This is a genomic window from Sphingomonas sp. RB1R13, from assembly GCF_036663775.1.
Lineage (GTDB): Bacteria > Pseudomonadota > Alphaproteobacteria > Sphingomonadales > Sphingomonadaceae > Sphingomicrobium.
In genome coordinates, this window is the sequence record NZ_JAXOJM010000002.1 from 289,217 (window position 1) to 302,988 (window position 13,772).

The 13,772-nt window shown below is 64.2% G+C and carries 16 protein-coding genes; 11 read left to right on the forward strand and 5 right to left on the reverse strand.

What is annotated here, in order from left to right; genetic code table 11:
- Positions 1-122 precede the first annotated feature (122 nt).
- The 5 genes from carA to U1700_RS07580 all read left to right on the forward strand — a co-directional run bounded on the left by carA (position 123) and on the right by U1700_RS07580 (position 6,327).
- On the forward strand, positions 123-1,286 hold the full coding sequence (gene carA, locus U1700_RS07560; protein ID WP_332751607.1) for a glutamine-hydrolyzing carbamoyl-phosphate synthase small subunit: 1,164 nt from the start codon (positions 123-125) through the stop codon (positions 1,284-1,286).
- Complete coding sequence (locus U1700_RS07565; RefSeq protein ID WP_332751608.1) at positions 1,283-1,786, forward strand: DUF6680 family protein; 504 nt, start codon at positions 1,283-1,285, stop codon at positions 1,784-1,786. The genes carA and U1700_RS07565 overlap by 4 nt, the downstream gene beginning before the upstream one ends.
- On the forward strand, positions 1,786-5,124 hold the full coding sequence (gene carB, locus U1700_RS07570) for a carbamoyl-phosphate synthase large subunit (protein ID WP_332751609.1): 3,339 nt from the start codon (positions 1,786-1,788) through the stop codon (positions 5,122-5,124). The genes U1700_RS07565 and carB overlap by 1 nt, the downstream gene beginning before the upstream one ends.
- Before the next feature lie 77 nt (positions 5,125-5,201).
- Positions 5,202-5,681, forward strand: coding sequence for a transcription elongation factor GreA (greA, locus tag U1700_RS07575; RefSeq protein ID WP_332752264.1), 480 nt, complete (start codon positions 5,202-5,204; stop codon positions 5,679-5,681).
- Between the two features lie 10 nt (positions 5,682-5,691).
- Positions 5,692-6,327, forward strand: a complete 636-nt coding sequence (locus U1700_RS07580) for a rhomboid family intramembrane serine protease (RefSeq protein ID WP_332751611.1) — start codon at positions 5,692-5,694, stop codon at positions 6,325-6,327.
- Between the two features lie 9 nt (positions 6,328-6,336).
- Here the strand turns inward: U1700_RS07580 and U1700_RS07585 are convergent, their stop codons facing one another.
- The 5 genes from U1700_RS07585 to U1700_RS07605 all read right to left on the reverse strand — a co-directional run bounded on the left by U1700_RS07585 (position 6,337) and on the right by U1700_RS07605 (position 8,159).
- Entirely contained in the window at positions 6,337-6,567 is a 231-nt protein-coding gene (locus tag U1700_RS07585) for a DUF4170 domain-containing protein (protein WP_332751613.1), read from the reverse strand.
- A 74-nt stretch (positions 6,568-6,641) separates the two neighbouring features.
- Positions 6,642-6,995: a hypothetical protein gene (locus tag U1700_RS07590; protein WP_332751615.1), complete on the reverse strand. Its 354-nt coding sequence runs from the start codon at positions 6,993-6,995 to the stop codon at positions 6,642-6,644.
- A 4-nt stretch (positions 6,996-6,999) separates the two neighbouring features.
- A complete protein-coding gene (locus U1700_RS07595) occupies positions 7,000-7,317 on the reverse strand; it encodes a DUF3618 domain-containing protein (RefSeq protein ID WP_332751616.1) in 318 nt (105 codons plus the stop codon).
- A complete protein-coding gene (locus U1700_RS07600) occupies positions 7,314-7,658 on the reverse strand; it encodes a phage holin family protein (protein WP_332751617.1) in 345 nt (114 codons plus the stop codon). The genes U1700_RS07595 and U1700_RS07600 overlap by 4 nt, the downstream gene beginning before the upstream one ends.
- 9 nt (positions 7,659-7,667) lie before the next feature.
- Positions 7,668-8,159: a hypothetical protein gene (locus U1700_RS07605; RefSeq protein WP_332751619.1), complete on the reverse strand. Its 492-nt coding sequence runs from the start codon at positions 8,157-8,159 to the stop codon at positions 7,668-7,670.
- A 142-nt stretch (positions 8,160-8,301) separates the two neighbouring features.
- Between U1700_RS07605 and eno the strand changes: the two genes are divergently transcribed.
- The 6 genes from eno to U1700_RS07635 all read left to right on the forward strand — a co-directional run bounded on the left by eno (position 8,302) and on the right by U1700_RS07635 (position 13,767).
- Positions 8,302-9,591 carry a phosphopyruvate hydratase gene (gene eno / locus U1700_RS07610; RefSeq protein WP_332751621.1) on the forward strand — a complete coding sequence of 430 codons (1,290 nt, stop codon included), beginning with the start codon at positions 8,302-8,304 and terminating at the stop codon, positions 9,589-9,591.
- Between the two features lie 72 nt (positions 9,592-9,663).
- On the forward strand, positions 9,664-9,975 hold the full coding sequence (locus U1700_RS07615; RefSeq protein WP_332751623.1) for an FtsB family cell division protein: 312 nt from the start codon (positions 9,664-9,666) through the stop codon (positions 9,973-9,975).
- 129 nt (positions 9,976-10,104) lie between these two features.
- The gene (gene pdhA / locus U1700_RS07620; protein ID WP_332751625.1) at positions 10,105-11,172 is read left to right on the forward strand and encodes a pyruvate dehydrogenase (acetyl-transferring) E1 component subunit alpha; all 1,068 of its coding nucleotides are present in this window, start codon (positions 10,105-10,107) and stop codon (positions 11,170-11,172) included.
- Positions 11,172-12,593 (forward strand): pyruvate dehydrogenase complex E1 component subunit beta, encoded by a 1,422-nt coding sequence (locus U1700_RS07625; protein WP_332751628.1) that lies wholly within the window; start codon positions 11,172-11,174, stop codon positions 12,591-12,593. The genes pdhA and U1700_RS07625 overlap by 1 nt, the downstream gene beginning before the upstream one ends.
- 28 nt (positions 12,594-12,621) lie before the next feature.
- On the forward strand, positions 12,622-13,224 hold the full coding sequence (locus U1700_RS07630; protein WP_332751630.1) for a hypothetical protein: 603 nt from the start codon (positions 12,622-12,624) through the stop codon (positions 13,222-13,224).
- A gap of 87 nt (positions 13,225-13,311) precedes the next feature.
- A complete protein-coding gene (locus tag U1700_RS07635) occupies positions 13,312-13,767 on the forward strand; it encodes a histidine kinase (protein ID WP_332751632.1) in 456 nt (151 codons plus the stop codon).
- The last annotated feature ends 5 nt before the right edge of the window (positions 13,768-13,772 follow it).

Here is a 13,772-nt window from a genome sequence, read left to right on the forward strand (position 1 = left end):
AAACCTGTAGTGTAGCGTCGATTTTTGGACCCGCACAGCCGTTGACCTGAGCGCCATCCGGCTCTAGCTGCTGCGGCTTAGCGACATTGCTGCCAACCTGACACCGAAAGGCCCATCCGCCGATGGCCGACGCACGCACTACGTCCAACGATCAGCCCAAGGGTGCGACCGGCGCGCTGGTCTTCGCCGATGGGCGTGTGGCGTGGGGGCAAGGGTTTGGCGCGGAAGGATCGGCGGTCGGCGAGCTGTGCTTTCACACGGCCATGACCGGCTATCAGGAAGTGATGACCGATCCGAGCTTTGCGAAGCAAGTCGTGGCGTTCACTTTCCCGCATATCGGCAATGTCGGGGCGAATGACGACGATAACGAGGCAGGCGACCCGCATGCGCTTGGCTGCATCGTCCGCGAGGTCGTCACCGCGGCGAGCAATTACCGGTCGACGAGTGATTTCTCGGACTGGATGGCGGCGGGCGGGCGGATCGGGCTGTCGGGGCTCGATACGCGCGCGCTGACCCAGCTCGTCCGCCGCGAAGGCCCGCCGACGGTGGTGATCGCCCATTCGGCGAGTGGCGAGTTCGACCTTGAGGCGCTGCGGGCGCAGGCGATGGCGTGGCCCGGGCTGGAGGGCATGGACCTGGCGAAAGAGGTGTCGCGCGAGGCTGTCGAGAATTGGTCGGGGGGCAAATATTCGCTCGACCTGGTTGGCGCGAGTGACGGGAAGGGCGGACCCCACGTCGTCGCAATCGACTATGGCGCGAAACGCAATATCTTCCGCAACCTCGTCGAGGCTGGCGCCCGGGTCACCATCCTCCCCGCGACTGCCACCTATGACGAGATCATGGCCCAGTCCCCTGACGGCATCTTCCTCTCCAACGGCCCCGGTGACCCCGCTGCGACCGGCGAATATGCCGTGCCGGTCATCCAGAAGCTGCTCGAGACGAAGCTCCCGCTGTTCGGCATCTGCCTCGGTCACCAATTGCTCGCGCTCGCGGTCGGGGGGCGGACGGCGAAGATGTTCCAGGGCCATCGCGGGGCCAACCATCCGGTCAAGCGCATCGCCGACGGCTGCGTCGAGATCACCTCGATGAACCACGGCTTCGCGGTCGAGCGCGAGGGAATGCCAGCGAACGTCCGCGAGACTCACTTCAGCCTGTTCGACGGCTCCAACTGCGGCCTCGAACTAACCGACTGCCCCGCCTTCTCGGTCCAATACCACCCCGAAGCGAGCCCCGGCCCGATGGATAGTTTCTATCTGTTCGAGAAGTTCGTGGGGATGATGCGATGACATCAAACGAAATTCTCACGCTGGCAGCTGTATTTACCGCCCCGATAGTCGCAGTTGTCATTTCACTGTGGGCAGAAGGGCGTCGGAGGAAAAAAGAACAACAAACTCAAACAATGAGAATGTTGGTTTCCACACGACACCTGCCCGGCGACGCGGCCTACACAGTGGCTATCAACATGATACCTGTGGATTTCAACTCTTGTCGTGACATCATGGCTGCATGGCATGAGTACATTGATGCTATTCAGCCGGGCAGTAACGACGGCCTAGAAGATCGCATGAAGCGCGCATCGTTCAAGCAAACGCACCTGATTTTTCTCATCATGAAGAAACTTGGCTACGATCTTTCGGAGGTCGATATTCAATCCACGCCCTACGCTGCTGGCGGCTTCATAGAACGCGATTCTTTGTTTCTGCGCGGCTGGGAAGCGTGGCCACGAATTGCGCAAGCGCTCGAAGCGCAAAATCAACACCTGATCCCTGAGGATACGACGAAATAATGCCCCGCCGCACAGACATCTCGTCCATCCTCATCATCGGCGCTGGCCCGATCGTCATCGGCCAGGCGGCGGAGTTTGATTACTCTGGCTCGCAAGCGGTCAAGGCGCTCAAGGCCGAGGGCTATCGCGTCATCGTCGTGAACAGCAACCCGGCGACCATCATGACCGATCCCGAGCTCGCCGACGCGACCTATATCGAGCCGATCACCCCCGAGGTCGTCGCCAAGATCATCGAGGCCGAGCGCCCCGACGCGCTGCTCCCGACGATGGGCGGGCAGACCGCGCTCAACACCGCGCTCGCGCTGTTCAAGAGCGGCACGCTCGACCGGCTCGGGGTGCAGCTGATCGGCGCCAATGCCGAGGCGATCGAGAAGGCCGAGGACCGGCAGAAATTCCGCGACGCGATGGACCGCATCGGGCTCGAAAGCCCGCGCTCGGCGATCGTCCACAGCTGGGATGAAGCCGCAGGTGCACTCGCCGAGATCGGGCTTCCGGCCGTCATCCGGCCGAGCTTCACACTGGGCGGGACCGGCGGGGGCATTGCCTACAACCGCGAAGAGTATGAGCATTTCGTCCGCTCGGGCCTCGAAGCCTCGCCGACCACCGAGGTGCTGATCGACGAGAGCGTCGTCGGGTGGAAGGAATATGAGATGGAAGTCGTGCGCGACCGCGCCGACAATTGCATCATTGTCTGCTCGATCGAGAATATCGACCCGATGGGGGTCCACACCGGGGATTCGATCACGGTCGCCCCGGCGCTGACGCTGACCGACAAGGAATATCAGCGGATGCGCTCGGCATCGATCGCGGTGCTGCGCGAAATAGGTGTCGAAACAGGCGGTTCCAACGTCCAGTTCGCAGTCGATCCGAAGACCGGACGGATGCTGGTGATCGAAATGAACCCGCGCGTGTCGCGTTCCTCCGCGCTGGCGTCGAAAGCCACCGGCTTCCCGATCGCCAAGGTCGCGGCGCGGCTGGCGGTGGGGTATACGCTCGACGAGATCATGAACGACATCACCGGCGGGGCGACCCCGGCGTCGTTCGAGCCGACGATCGACTATGTCGTGACCAAGATCCCGCGCTTCGCGTTCGAGAAGTTCAAGGGCGCTGAGCCTTTGCTGTCGACCGCGATGAAGTCGGTCGGCGAAGTGATGGCGATCGGGCGCTCGTTCGCCGAAAGCCTGCAAAAGGCGTTACGCGGGCTCGAGACCGGGCTGTGCGGGCTTGACCGCGTGCGCGAGCTCGAGTTTGCCAGTGACGACGAGATTGCCAATGCGCTCGCCCGCCCGACCCCAGACCGCCTGCTGGTCGCGGGCGAGGCGCTGCGTCACGGCTTCTCGGTCGAGCGGATCCACACCATTTCGGGCTTCGACCCATGGTTTATCGAGCGGCTCGCCGAAATCGTCGCCGCCGAAGTGGAAGTCCGCGACCAGGGACTGCCGCAGGACGCCGTCGGGCTCCGGCGCCTCAAGGCAATGGGCTTTTCCGACGCCCGCCTGGCACAGCTCGCGCTACGCTCGGCGGGGGCACCGCGCGCCAATAGCGAGAAGGCCGCTGCCGGATCGGGCATCGTCCATGACGCGTTGAAGGCACTGACCGGCGGGATTACTGCCGCCGAAGTCCGCGCGGCGCGCGTCAGGCTCGGCGTGCTGCCGGTATTCAAGCGGATCGACAGCTGCGCCGCCGAGTTCGACGCCTCTACCCCCTACCTCTACTCGACTTACGAGACGCCCTTGTTCGGCGGCGCAGAGGACGAGGCCAATGTCTCTGACCGCAGGAAGATCATGATCCTTGGCGGCGGACCCAACCGCATCGGGCAGGGGATCGAATTTGATTATTGCTGCTGCCACGCCGCCTTCGCGCTGCGCGACCTCGGGCTTGAGACGATCATGGTCAACTGCAACCCCGAGACGGTGTCGACCGACCCCGAAACCTCCGACCGCCTCTATTTCGAGCCGCTGACCGAAGAAGACGTCCTCTCGATCATCGACCGTGAGCGCGAGAAGGGCGAATTGCTCGGGGTGATCGTCCAGCTTGGCGGGCAGACCCCGCTCAAGCTGGCGGCGGGGCTCCAGGCGGCGGGCGTGCCCATCCTCGGCACGTCGCCCGACAGCATCGACCTTGCCGAAGACCGCGAGCGGTTCGCCGCGCTGGTCGACAGGCTCGGCCTGCTCCAGCCCGCCAACGGCCTTGCTCGCACCCGCGACGAAGCGATCGCGATCGCCGAGCGGATCGGCTACCCAGTGCTGCTGCGCCCTTCCTATGTGCTTGGCGGACGCGGCATGGAAGTCGTCGACGGCCCCGACCAGCTCGATCACTATATCGCGACCGCGGTGCAGGTGTCGGGCTCGTCGCCGGTGCTGATCGACCGCTATCTGCGCGACGCGATCGAGGTCGATGTCGACGCGATCTGCGACGGGACCGATGTCGCAGTGACCGGGATCCTCGAGCATATCGAGGAAGCCGGGGTCCATTCGGGTGACAGCGCCTGTTCGATCCCGCCTTACAGCCTGTCCGCCGACATCCTCGCCGAGATCGAACGCCAGACCCGCGAACTTGCGCTGGCGCTCGACGTGAAAGGGCTGATGAACGTCCAATATGCGGTCAAGGACGCCAAGGTCTATCTGATCGAGGTCAACCCGCGCGCGTCGCGCACCGTGCCGTTCGTGGCCAAGGCGATCGGACGCCCGATTGCCAAGATTGCGGCATCCGTGATGGCCGGCGAGCCGCTCGCGCCGAACCTGCCGATCAACCGCGACATCGGCCATATCGCGATCAAGGAGTCGGTGTTCCCCTTCGCGCGCTTCCCCGGGACCGATCCCGTCCTCGGACCGGAAATGAAGAGCACCGGTGAAGTCATGGGTATCTCGGACAATTTTGATATTGCCTTCGCTAAGTCACAGCTTGGGGGAGGGGTCGTCCTACCCGACAGCGGGACGGTGTTCATCTCGGTCAAGGATGCCGACAAGGCCAATATCATCCCCGCCGCCGTGAAGATGGCCGAGCTCGGCTTCAAACTGATCGCCACCAACGGCACTGCCGACGTGCTTCGTGCTCAGGGTATCCCGGTCGAGACGGTCAACAAGGTCGCGCAGGGCCGTCCGCATATCGTCGACCGGCTGACCGACGGCGATGTCCAGGTGGTCTTCAATACCACCGAGGGCTGGCAGTCGATGAAGGACAGCCAGGCGATCCGCTCGACTGCGCTTCATCGCAAGGTTCCCTACTTCACCACCGCCGCCGCCAGCCTGGCCGTTGCCCATGCCATCGGGGCGATGCGCGGGCATGCGCTTGAAGTTCGCTCGCTTCAGTCCTATTATTCAGCGCTGAAACGCTGATATTTTCTGAATTCCCGGTTCGCAGGAGCGCTGCCTTCAAGGGCGGCGGCGGACCGGTTTTCGCCGAAGGGGACATGATGATGGCGAGCGACAAGGTGCCGATGCTGGCCGAGGGCCACCGCAAGCTCGAGACCGAGGTGCGCCAGCTCAAGATGTTCGAGCGCCCCGCAGTGATCGAGGCGATCGAGATTGCGCGCGCCCATGGCGACCTGTCGGAAAACGCCGAATATCATGCCGCCAAGGAACGGCAGGGCCAGATCGAGGCGATGATCCTCGACATGGAGGATCAGCTCAGCCGCGCAATGGTGATCGACCCGACGACGCTGTCGGGCGACAAGGTCGTGTTCGGAGCGACGGTCACGTTGCTCGACGAGGACGAAAAGCAGGTCAAATATCAGCTCGTAGGCCAAGTCGAAGCCAACGCCACGCAGGGCCGCATCTCCTACGCTTCGCCACTGGGCAAGGCACTGATCGGTCGCCTTGTTGGTGAGGAAGTCGAAGTGACCACCCCGTCGGGCGAAAAATATTACGAGATCCAGAAGCTCGACTTCGTCTGATCGGGGCAGCGTGCGCCTTCCCCTGCAGCTGAAGTCCGTTACCGGGGCGATTGCGGTTGTCACGACGATCGTCTCGCTGTTGATTCTGCTGATTGACCGCGACGGCGTTACGTCGCTGCTGATGGGTTTTATCCCGGCGCGCTTCGGGGGGACGCTGGTGCTGTCGCCGGCCGTGCCCGCCATCCTCACCCCGCTGTCGGCGACCCTGGTTCATGCCAGCCTGCTTCACCTTGGCGGCAATCTGCTGATGCTGATATGGTGCGGGCTTGCGGTCGAGCGCGTGCTTGGCGGGCGATCGGTCGTGCTGCTCTATCTCGTCGGCGCTTTCGCTGCCGCCGCCGCGCAATATCTTGTCGCTCCGACCAGCGCCAATCCGGTGGTCGGCGCCAGCGGCGCAATCAGCGCGCTCATTGGCGCCTATGCGCTGTGCTATGGCCAACATCGCCAGATCGTGACGTCGCGCCTGATCAATCGCTGGCTCAACGTCGCCTGGCTTCTCGTCGCCTGGGTGCTGATCCAGTTCGGCTTTGGCTATGTCATGGGCCAGCAGGGGATGCTGCTGGCGACCCCGGCGCACATTGGCGGGTTTATTGCTGGTGTGGCGATGCAGCGCCCGCTGCTCCTTTGGCGCTACCGCAAGGCTTGAACGGCGGGGTCAGACGGCAGGAGAGGCCGGGCCTTCGGGCTCGAGCAGGCGGTGGAGGTGGACCACCACATAGCGCATTTCGGCATCGTCGACCGTCCGCTGCGCCGACCCGCGCCACGCCTCCTCGGCATCGGCATAATTGTCGAACAGCCCGACAAAATCGATCTTTGACAGGTCGGTGAAGTCAAGCGAGCGCGGATCCTTGACCCGGCCGCCGAAAACGAGATGAAGCTTGCTCATGGCGAGCCGCTAGCACGGCAGGGCGACGGGCGAAACCGCCCTGCCATGCAAATGATTGATGGGGGTATCCCTACCTAATCGTCCTTGGCCACGCCTCCGCCATGCCCGAAGAATTCGCGCAACTTGTCGCCGGCCAGTTCATCGACCTTGGCCTTGCCCGCTTCGCGTACCTTGTCGATTCCGGCGCGCCCGGCGTCGTTGACCTTGGTCCCGACCGGCTGGAGCAAATCGGTCTCGCGCTCGGTCTGCGGAAGCACCGCGGCGATCAGCGCGCCAAGCGCAATCCCACCGGCCAGCGCGATCAGCGGGCTGTTGCCAATCTGGGCGGTGGTCGTGTCGCCCAACTCGCCCAACGCCGCCGATGCCCGGTCGGCAAAGCTGCCGCCGCTGGTGGGAAGGTCGTGTTCGATCTTAAGCTGCTTTGCCATGAGGTTACTCCTTGTTCTTGGGACCGGCTTTGCGGTCATTGTCGGTGAACAGCCCGGCCAGCAGGCTGAAGATTGGCTTGCGTGCGATGATCAGCGCCGCCCCCGCCGCGACTCCGGCGGCAAGCACCGGGCGCTGGATGACACTGTCGACCGCGCCGCTGGCCACCGAGACGCCTTTCTCCTTCGCGCCTTCCCATGCATCGCTGGCAAGCGTGCCCGGGGCGAGCCGGTCCTTAATCTCCTCGACCGTCCCGAGCAGCGCGTCGCGCGCGGCGTCAGCTTGTCCGCGCTTTTCGGCGATGCGGATGTCGGCGGCGCTCATCGCGGCCCCGCCTTGATCTTCGCCAGCGCGACCTTGACCAGCACCGCGGCGATCCCGCCAAGCAGGATGACACTCACCAGCCCCGCCAGCGCCGGGTTCATCACCTGCGCCAGCGCTATGACCAGTGTCGCCACCATGACCAGCAGCGCCGCATGGCCAAGGAACAACGCCGCGCCGAGCAGGCCGAGCGGGACTTGCCACGCTTTGGCCTTCTCGGTCGCGATTGTCCGGTAGAGTGCCACTTCAGCACTCGCCCAAGCGCGCGCTTCCTCCTTTGCACGCCCCACCAGACCACTAAGGCTGTCAGGGTCGACCGAAGGCGGATCGCTTCGCTTGAGCATGGAGCGGGCCTAATTCTTGCGCTTGCGATCAGAGTCGCCCGCGCTACCAAGCCCCGACTTCACGACGCGAACTAGCGCAAAGCCGAGGATTGCAGCCCCCGCCAACGCGATACCCGGGGACTTGCGGATCATCGATCGGGCGTCATCGACCAGCTCATCGGGCTCCTTGTTGGCCAAATTCCCCGCAGCGCGTTCAATCGCCGAAGCAGCCGATCGCGCATAGTCGCCATATTGACTGCCCAGTCGCTCGTCGATGCTGGAAGCGGTATCGCCGATCAGCGCCGAGACATTGCTCAGCGCGCCTGACGACCGCTCGATCCCTTGCGTGACGAAGCCCATCGCGCGGTCGCTGGCCGACGAGCGCAGCTTGTCGGTGCCGCCCTTCAGTGCCTCGCGAACACCGTTCTGACGACTGGTAATCTCGGTCGAATCGGCGATCGGAGTCGCGACGACATCGGTAACGATGCTGTCGGTGCCCTCGGGCAGGTTGGTGTCGGCCATGGTACGCATCTCCGCTAAATCAGGAAAACTTACGCCGCTACAAACACGTGAGCCCGAAGGCCCGTTCCCGCCCAAGCCCAAAACTTGTCGCGGGCGTCCATCGTAGATAGGGGCAGCCTACGCTATTTTCCACGAGGTGCCAGTGACCGCGATCGTCGACATCCACGCCCGAACCATTCTCGACAGCCGGGGCAACCCCACGGTCGAGGTCGATGTCCTGCTCGAAGACGGCAGCCTGGGCCGCGCGGCAATCCCCTCGGGGGCTTCGACCGGCGCCCATGAAGCGGTCGAAAAACGCGACGGTGACAAGTCACGCTGGGGCGGCAAGGGCGTCGACAGCGCGGTCGATGCGGTCAATGGCGAGATTGCCGAGGCCGTGGTCGGCTATGAAGCCGAGGACCAGGCCGAGATCGACCATCTGATGATCGACCTCGACGGCACTCCCAACAAGCACCGGCTCGGCGCCAACGCCATCCTCGGGGTCAGCCTGGCCGCCGCCCGCGCCGCCGCCGATGCCCGCGGGCTTCCGCTTTACCGCTATGTCGGCGGGGTCGGGGCCACCTTGCTCCCGGTGCCGATGATGAACATCCTTAACGGCGGCGCGCATGCCGACAACCCGATCGATTTCCAGGAATTCATGGTGATGCCCGTTGGCGCGCCGTCGTTCGCCGAGGCGCTGCGCTGCGGAACCGAAATTTTTCATGCGCTCAAGGCGGAGCTTCATGCCAAGGGCCTTGCCACCGCGGTCGGCGACGAGGGCGGCTTTGCCCCCAACATCGCCTCTGCCCGCGCTGCGCTCGACCTGATCGGCGAGGCGGTCGGCAAGGCCGGCTATCATCTCGGCAAGGACGTCTTGCTCGCACTCGACTGCGCGTCGAGCGAATTCTTCAAGGGCGGCGCCTATGCCATGACGGGTGAGGGGCGCACGCTGTCGCCCGAAGACATGGCCGCTTATCTCGCCGAACTCGCCGCCGCTTACCCGATCGCCTCGATCGAAGACGGCATGGGCGAGGACGATATGGCCGGATGGAAATCGCTGACCGACAAGATCGGTCACCGCGTCCAGCTGGTCGGCGACGATCTGTTCGTGACCAACGAGGAACGCCTTGCGCAAGGCATCACCGACGGCATCGCCAACTCGATCCTGATCAAGGTCAACCAGATCGGGACGCTAACCGAGACCATTGCCGCGGTCCGTCTGGCGCAGACCTCGGGCTATACTGCAGTCATGTCGCACCGCTCGGGCGAGACCGAGGACACGACCATTGCCGACCTCGCCGTCGCGCTGGGCTGCGGCCAGATCAAGACCGGCAGTCTTGCCCGGTCGGACCGCACTGCAAAGTATAACCAGCTGCTTCGGATCGAGGAAGAATTGGGTTCGGCGGCGCGTTATCCGGGGGTTTCGGCGCTTCGTGCCTACCATCCGGCGTAACCGAACGAAAAATTCGTGTGAATCCCTCGCTTTGCGCTTGCATGGGCGGCCGCTTTCTGATTCTTAAGGGTCATGAGTGGGGGATCGAAAACAATCCGGATGATGCGGCGCGCGGCCTTGCCTGCGCTGGCCGTCATCATCATCGGAAATTTCGCCGGCTATGCGGTTGCCGGGGCCAATGGCCTGCTCGCCTGGGGCGGCTATCACCGCGACTATCTCGACCGCAAGAAAGAGCTGGTCGTGCTCGAACAGCAGCGCGCCGAGCTCAAGCATCGCTCGGCGCTGCTCGATCCGCGCAAGGCTGATCCTGACATGGCCGATGAACTGGTCCGCCGCGATCTCGGGCTGGTCCGCCCCGACGAAGTTGTTGTTCCGCTCAACTAGCGCACAACCGGACGTTTTTGACCGACGGGCACACATGATTTCGTCATGAAGTGACGCTGCGGCATTGCCACTTTGCGCAGCGCCCTCCTATAGCGAGCCGGACTAGATAGATCGACGAAAGGCCCTGTTTTGGCGCGAACCGCAAAGACGTCGTCCCCGGCAACGACCGCTGCTCCCCCGGCTCCTCCCGCCGACAATCGCGAGCGTCCCGCCGAACCCACCCGCTTTGCCGCGTCGAAGGAGCAATTGCTCGATTTCTACAAGCAGATGCTGCTCATCCGCCGCTTCGAGGAGCGCGCCGGCCAGCTTTATGGCCTCGGCCTGATCGGCGGCTTCTGCCATCTCTACATCGGCCAGGAAGCCGTCGCGGTCGGGCTCCAGTCGGCGATGACTGTTGGCACGGACAGCGTGATTACCGGCTATCGCGACCATGGCCACATGCTGGCCTATGGCATCGACCCCAAGATCATCATGGCCGAACTGACCGGCCGCGCTGCCGGCATCTCCCACGGCAAGGGCGGGTCGATGCACATGTTCTCGGTCGAGCATGGCTTTTACGGCGGCCATGGCATCGTCGCGGCCCAGGTTGGGCTGGGCACCGGGCTGGCCTTCAAGCATCAGTATAGCGGCGACGGCGGGGTGTGCCTGACCTATTTCGGCGACGGGGCTGCCAACCAGGGCCAGGTCTATGAAAGCTTCAACATGGCCGAGCTGTGGAAGCTGCCGGTCATCTACGCGATCGAGAATAACGGTTACGCCATGGGTACCTCGACCGCGCGGTCGGCGTCGGAGGACCAATTCTACAAGCGCGGCGAAAGCTTCCGCATTCCCGGCATCCAGGTCGACGGCATGGATGTGCTCGCGGTGCGTGGCGCGGCCGAGGAAGCACTCGCCTGGACCCGCGCCGGCAAGGGCCCGATCATCCTTGAGCTCAAGACCTACCGCTATCGCGGCCATTCGATGAGCGACCCCGCCAAGTATCGCACGCGCGAAGAAGTCCAGAGCTACCGCGAGGGTCGCGACCCGATCGATCAGGCCGGCAAGGAACTTGTCGCGATGGGCATGGGCGAGGATGAATTGAAATCAATCGACAATGAAATCAAGGCGATCGTTGTCGCTGCTGCGAAATATGCTGAAGAAGCGCCCGAGCCCGAGCCCGGCGAACTTTATACCGACGTGCTGGTGGAGTCCTACTGATGGGCATTGAACTGAAGATGCCCGCCTTGTCGCCGACGATGGAGGAAGGCACGCTCGCCAAATGGCTGGTCAAGGAAGGCGACAGCGTCAAGTCGGGCGACATCCTTGCCGAGATCGAGACCGACAAGGCGACGATGGAGTTCGAAGCCGTCGACGAAGGCACGATCACCAAGATCCTCGTCCCCGAAGGCACAGACGGGGTGAAGGTCGGGGCCCCGATCGCACTGATGGGCGGGGAAGGGGAGGCCGCCGACGCCGCTCCGACACCGTCTCCAAGCGAGTCGCCAAGTCCCGCGCAACCGCTTGAATCCATCGAACAACCCGCCTCGCAAAAGACCGAGGCAACGCCCACGCCCAAGCAGATGGAGTCAGGCGCGCGCGACCTCGTCGCCGACGTCGCCAAAACGCATGATGCGCCCGAAGCTCCCGAGGGCACCGCGCTCAAGTCGACCACCGTCCGCGAGGCGTTGCGCGACGCGATGGCCGAGGAAATGCGCCGCGACGACCGGGTCTTCGTGATGGGCGAGGAAGTCGCCCAGTATCAGGGCGCCTACAAGGTCACCCAAGGGTTACTCGACGAGTTCGGCGCCAAGCGCGTGATCGATACGCCGATCACCGAATATGGCTTTGCCGGGCTCGGCACCGGCGCGGCGATGGGCGGGCTTCGGCCAGTGGTCGAGTTCATGACCTTCAACTTTGCGATGCAGGCAATCGACCACATCATCAATTCCGCCGCCAAGACCAATTACATGTCGGGCGGACAGATGCGCTGTCCTATGGTCTTTCGCGGACCCAATGGTGCAGCCGCCCGCGTCGGCGCCCAGCACAGCCAGAATTACGCACCATGGTATGCCAGTGTCCCCGGCCTGATCGTCATCGCGCCCTATAGCGCCGCAGACGCCAAGGGGCTGCTCAAGGCCGCGATCCGCACCGATGATCCGGTCGTCTTCCTTGAGAATGAACTACTCTACGGCCAGCATTTCGACGTGCCAGTGTTAGAGGATTATGTTCTGCCGATCGGCAAGGCGCGGATCGTCCGCCCCGGCAAGGACGTCACGCTAGTCAGTTACTCGATCGGGGTCGCGGTCGCGCTCGAAGCGGCCGAAGAGCTCAAGGCAGACGGGATCGACGCCGAAGTCATCGACCTGCGCACGCTGCGTCCGCTCGACAAGGCGACCGTCCTCGCCAGCCTCAGGAAGACCAACCGCATGATTGTCGTCGAGGAAGGCTGGCCGACCTGCTCGATCGCGTCGGAAATCATCTCGATCGCCATGACCGAGGGATTTGACGACCTCGATGCCCCGGTCCTTCGCGTGACCAACGAAGACGTGCCGATGCCCTATGCCGCCAATCTCGAGAAGCTGGCGCTGGTCAACGCCGCCGCGGTGGTCAAGGCGGCCCGGAGCGTCTGCTATCGCTGACGATGCCGCGTTCGGCCCCGACCGGACGTTGACACTGCTCCACTTCCCGCGTGCCGTGCAGTCGGCAGTGGCTGCGCTGTGGGCAATCGACGAAGCGATGGGCGCCGCGATCGCCGGGGCCAGCCAGCCGGCGCTGGCCGGGATCAAGCTGGCATGGTGGCGCGAGGCACTGGCCCGGCTCGATACCGATCCCGCCCCGCCCGAGCCACGGCTGCGCGCTGTCGCCGACACCCTCCTTCCGCTCGGCATCAGCGGTCATGACGTCGCCGCGATCGAGCAGGGCTGGGCGGCACTGATCCAGGAGCGCCAGGACCCGGAGCTCGTCGCCCGGCGCGGCCAGTCCTTGTTCGCGATCGAAGCGCGCCTCGTCGGATCGACCATCGACCTGCCCGATGCGGCCGGCGCGCTGTTCGCCCTGAGCGATGCGATGCGCCGCGGGATCGCCGATTTCAGCGCCGCGCGGGACGCCGCACTGGCCTCTCTCCGCCGCTATCGCACCCCGGTTCGCCTCCGCCCGGTGACGCTCGCCGCGCGCCTTGCCGCGCGCGATCTGGCCGAGCCCGAAGGCACTCCCGGCCGGGCACTGGCGCTGCTCGCCCATCGGCTGACCGGCAAGATCAACGCGGCCTGACCAGCAAAATTACTGTGGTCCGTTGACTGGCGCGCTGGTCGGCGTAGGTTCGCACGTGCCGGATCTGTCATAACGACGGAGGGTCCCATGACTCGAATCATGGCCGGCGGCGCAATCACCCTGCTCCTTGTCACCGGCGCATTTCTTTTCTGGCAAGGTCATGCCGAAAGCCGATCGGCGACTCCCGCCGCCCCGCCAGTCGAGGCCGCGTCGCCCAAGAGCGGACAACTCGCATTCCTCAATCCCAGTTTGCCCGCGCTGCCCGAAGCAACGCTCAAGACCCGTGAGGAAAAACGCTTCGGTCGCGCCGATAAGGACAAGGACGGCAAGATCACCGAGGCCGAACTGCTCGCCCCGCGCCACAAGGCGTTCGCCAAGCTCGACCTCGACCACAACGGCCAGCTTGCATTTAATGAATGGGCGGCCAAGACAATCAACAAGTTCGAAGGCGCCGACGACGATCGCTCGGGTACGCTAACCGCCACCGAATATGCCGAGACAGCACCCAAGCCGCGGGTGCATCCGGCTCGGTGCAGTTGTTAATGTAC

What these genes read in the sequence shown, in the direction of transcription:
- carA (WP_332751607.1), top strand. Translation starts at nt 123, where the DNA reads ATGGCCGACGCACGCACTACGTCCAACGATCAGCCCAAGGGTGCGACC.
- U1700_RS07565 (WP_332751608.1), top strand. Translation starts at nt 1,283, where the DNA reads ATGACATCAAACGAAATTCTCACGCTGGCAGCTGTATTTACCGCCCCG.
- carB (WP_332751609.1), top strand. Translation starts at nt 1,786, where the DNA reads ATGCCCCGCCGCACAGACATCTCGTCCATCCTCATCATCGGCGCTGGC.
- greA (WP_332752264.1), top strand. Translation starts at nt 5,202, where the DNA reads ATGATGGCGAGCGACAAGGTGCCGATGCTGGCCGAGGGCCACCGCAAG.
- U1700_RS07585 (WP_332751613.1), bottom strand. Translation starts at nt 6,567, where the DNA reads ATGAGCAAGCTTCATCTCGTTTTCGGCGGCCGGGTCAAGGATCCGCGC.
- U1700_RS07590 (WP_332751615.1), bottom strand. Translation starts at nt 6,995, where the DNA reads ATGGCAAAGCAGCTTAAGATCGAACACGACCTTCCCACCAGCGGCGGC.
- U1700_RS07595 (WP_332751616.1), bottom strand. Translation starts at nt 7,317, where the DNA reads ATGAGCGCCGCCGACATCCGCATCGCCGAAAAGCGCGGACAAGCTGAC.
- U1700_RS07600 (WP_332751617.1), bottom strand. Translation starts at nt 7,658, where the DNA reads ATGCTCAAGCGAAGCGATCCGCCTTCGGTCGACCCTGACAGCCTTAGT.
- U1700_RS07605 (WP_332751619.1), bottom strand. Translation starts at nt 8,159, where the DNA reads ATGGCCGACACCAACCTGCCCGAGGGCACCGACAGCATCGTTACCGAT.
- U1700_RS07615 (WP_332751623.1), top strand. Translation starts at nt 9,664, where the DNA reads ATGAGTGGGGGATCGAAAACAATCCGGATGATGCGGCGCGCGGCCTTG.
- U1700_RS07625 (WP_332751628.1), top strand. Translation starts at nt 11,172, where the DNA reads ATGGGCATTGAACTGAAGATGCCCGCCTTGTCGCCGACGATGGAGGAA.
- U1700_RS07635 (WP_332751632.1), top strand. Translation starts at nt 13,312, where the DNA reads ATGACTCGAATCATGGCCGGCGGCGCAATCACCCTGCTCCTTGTCACC.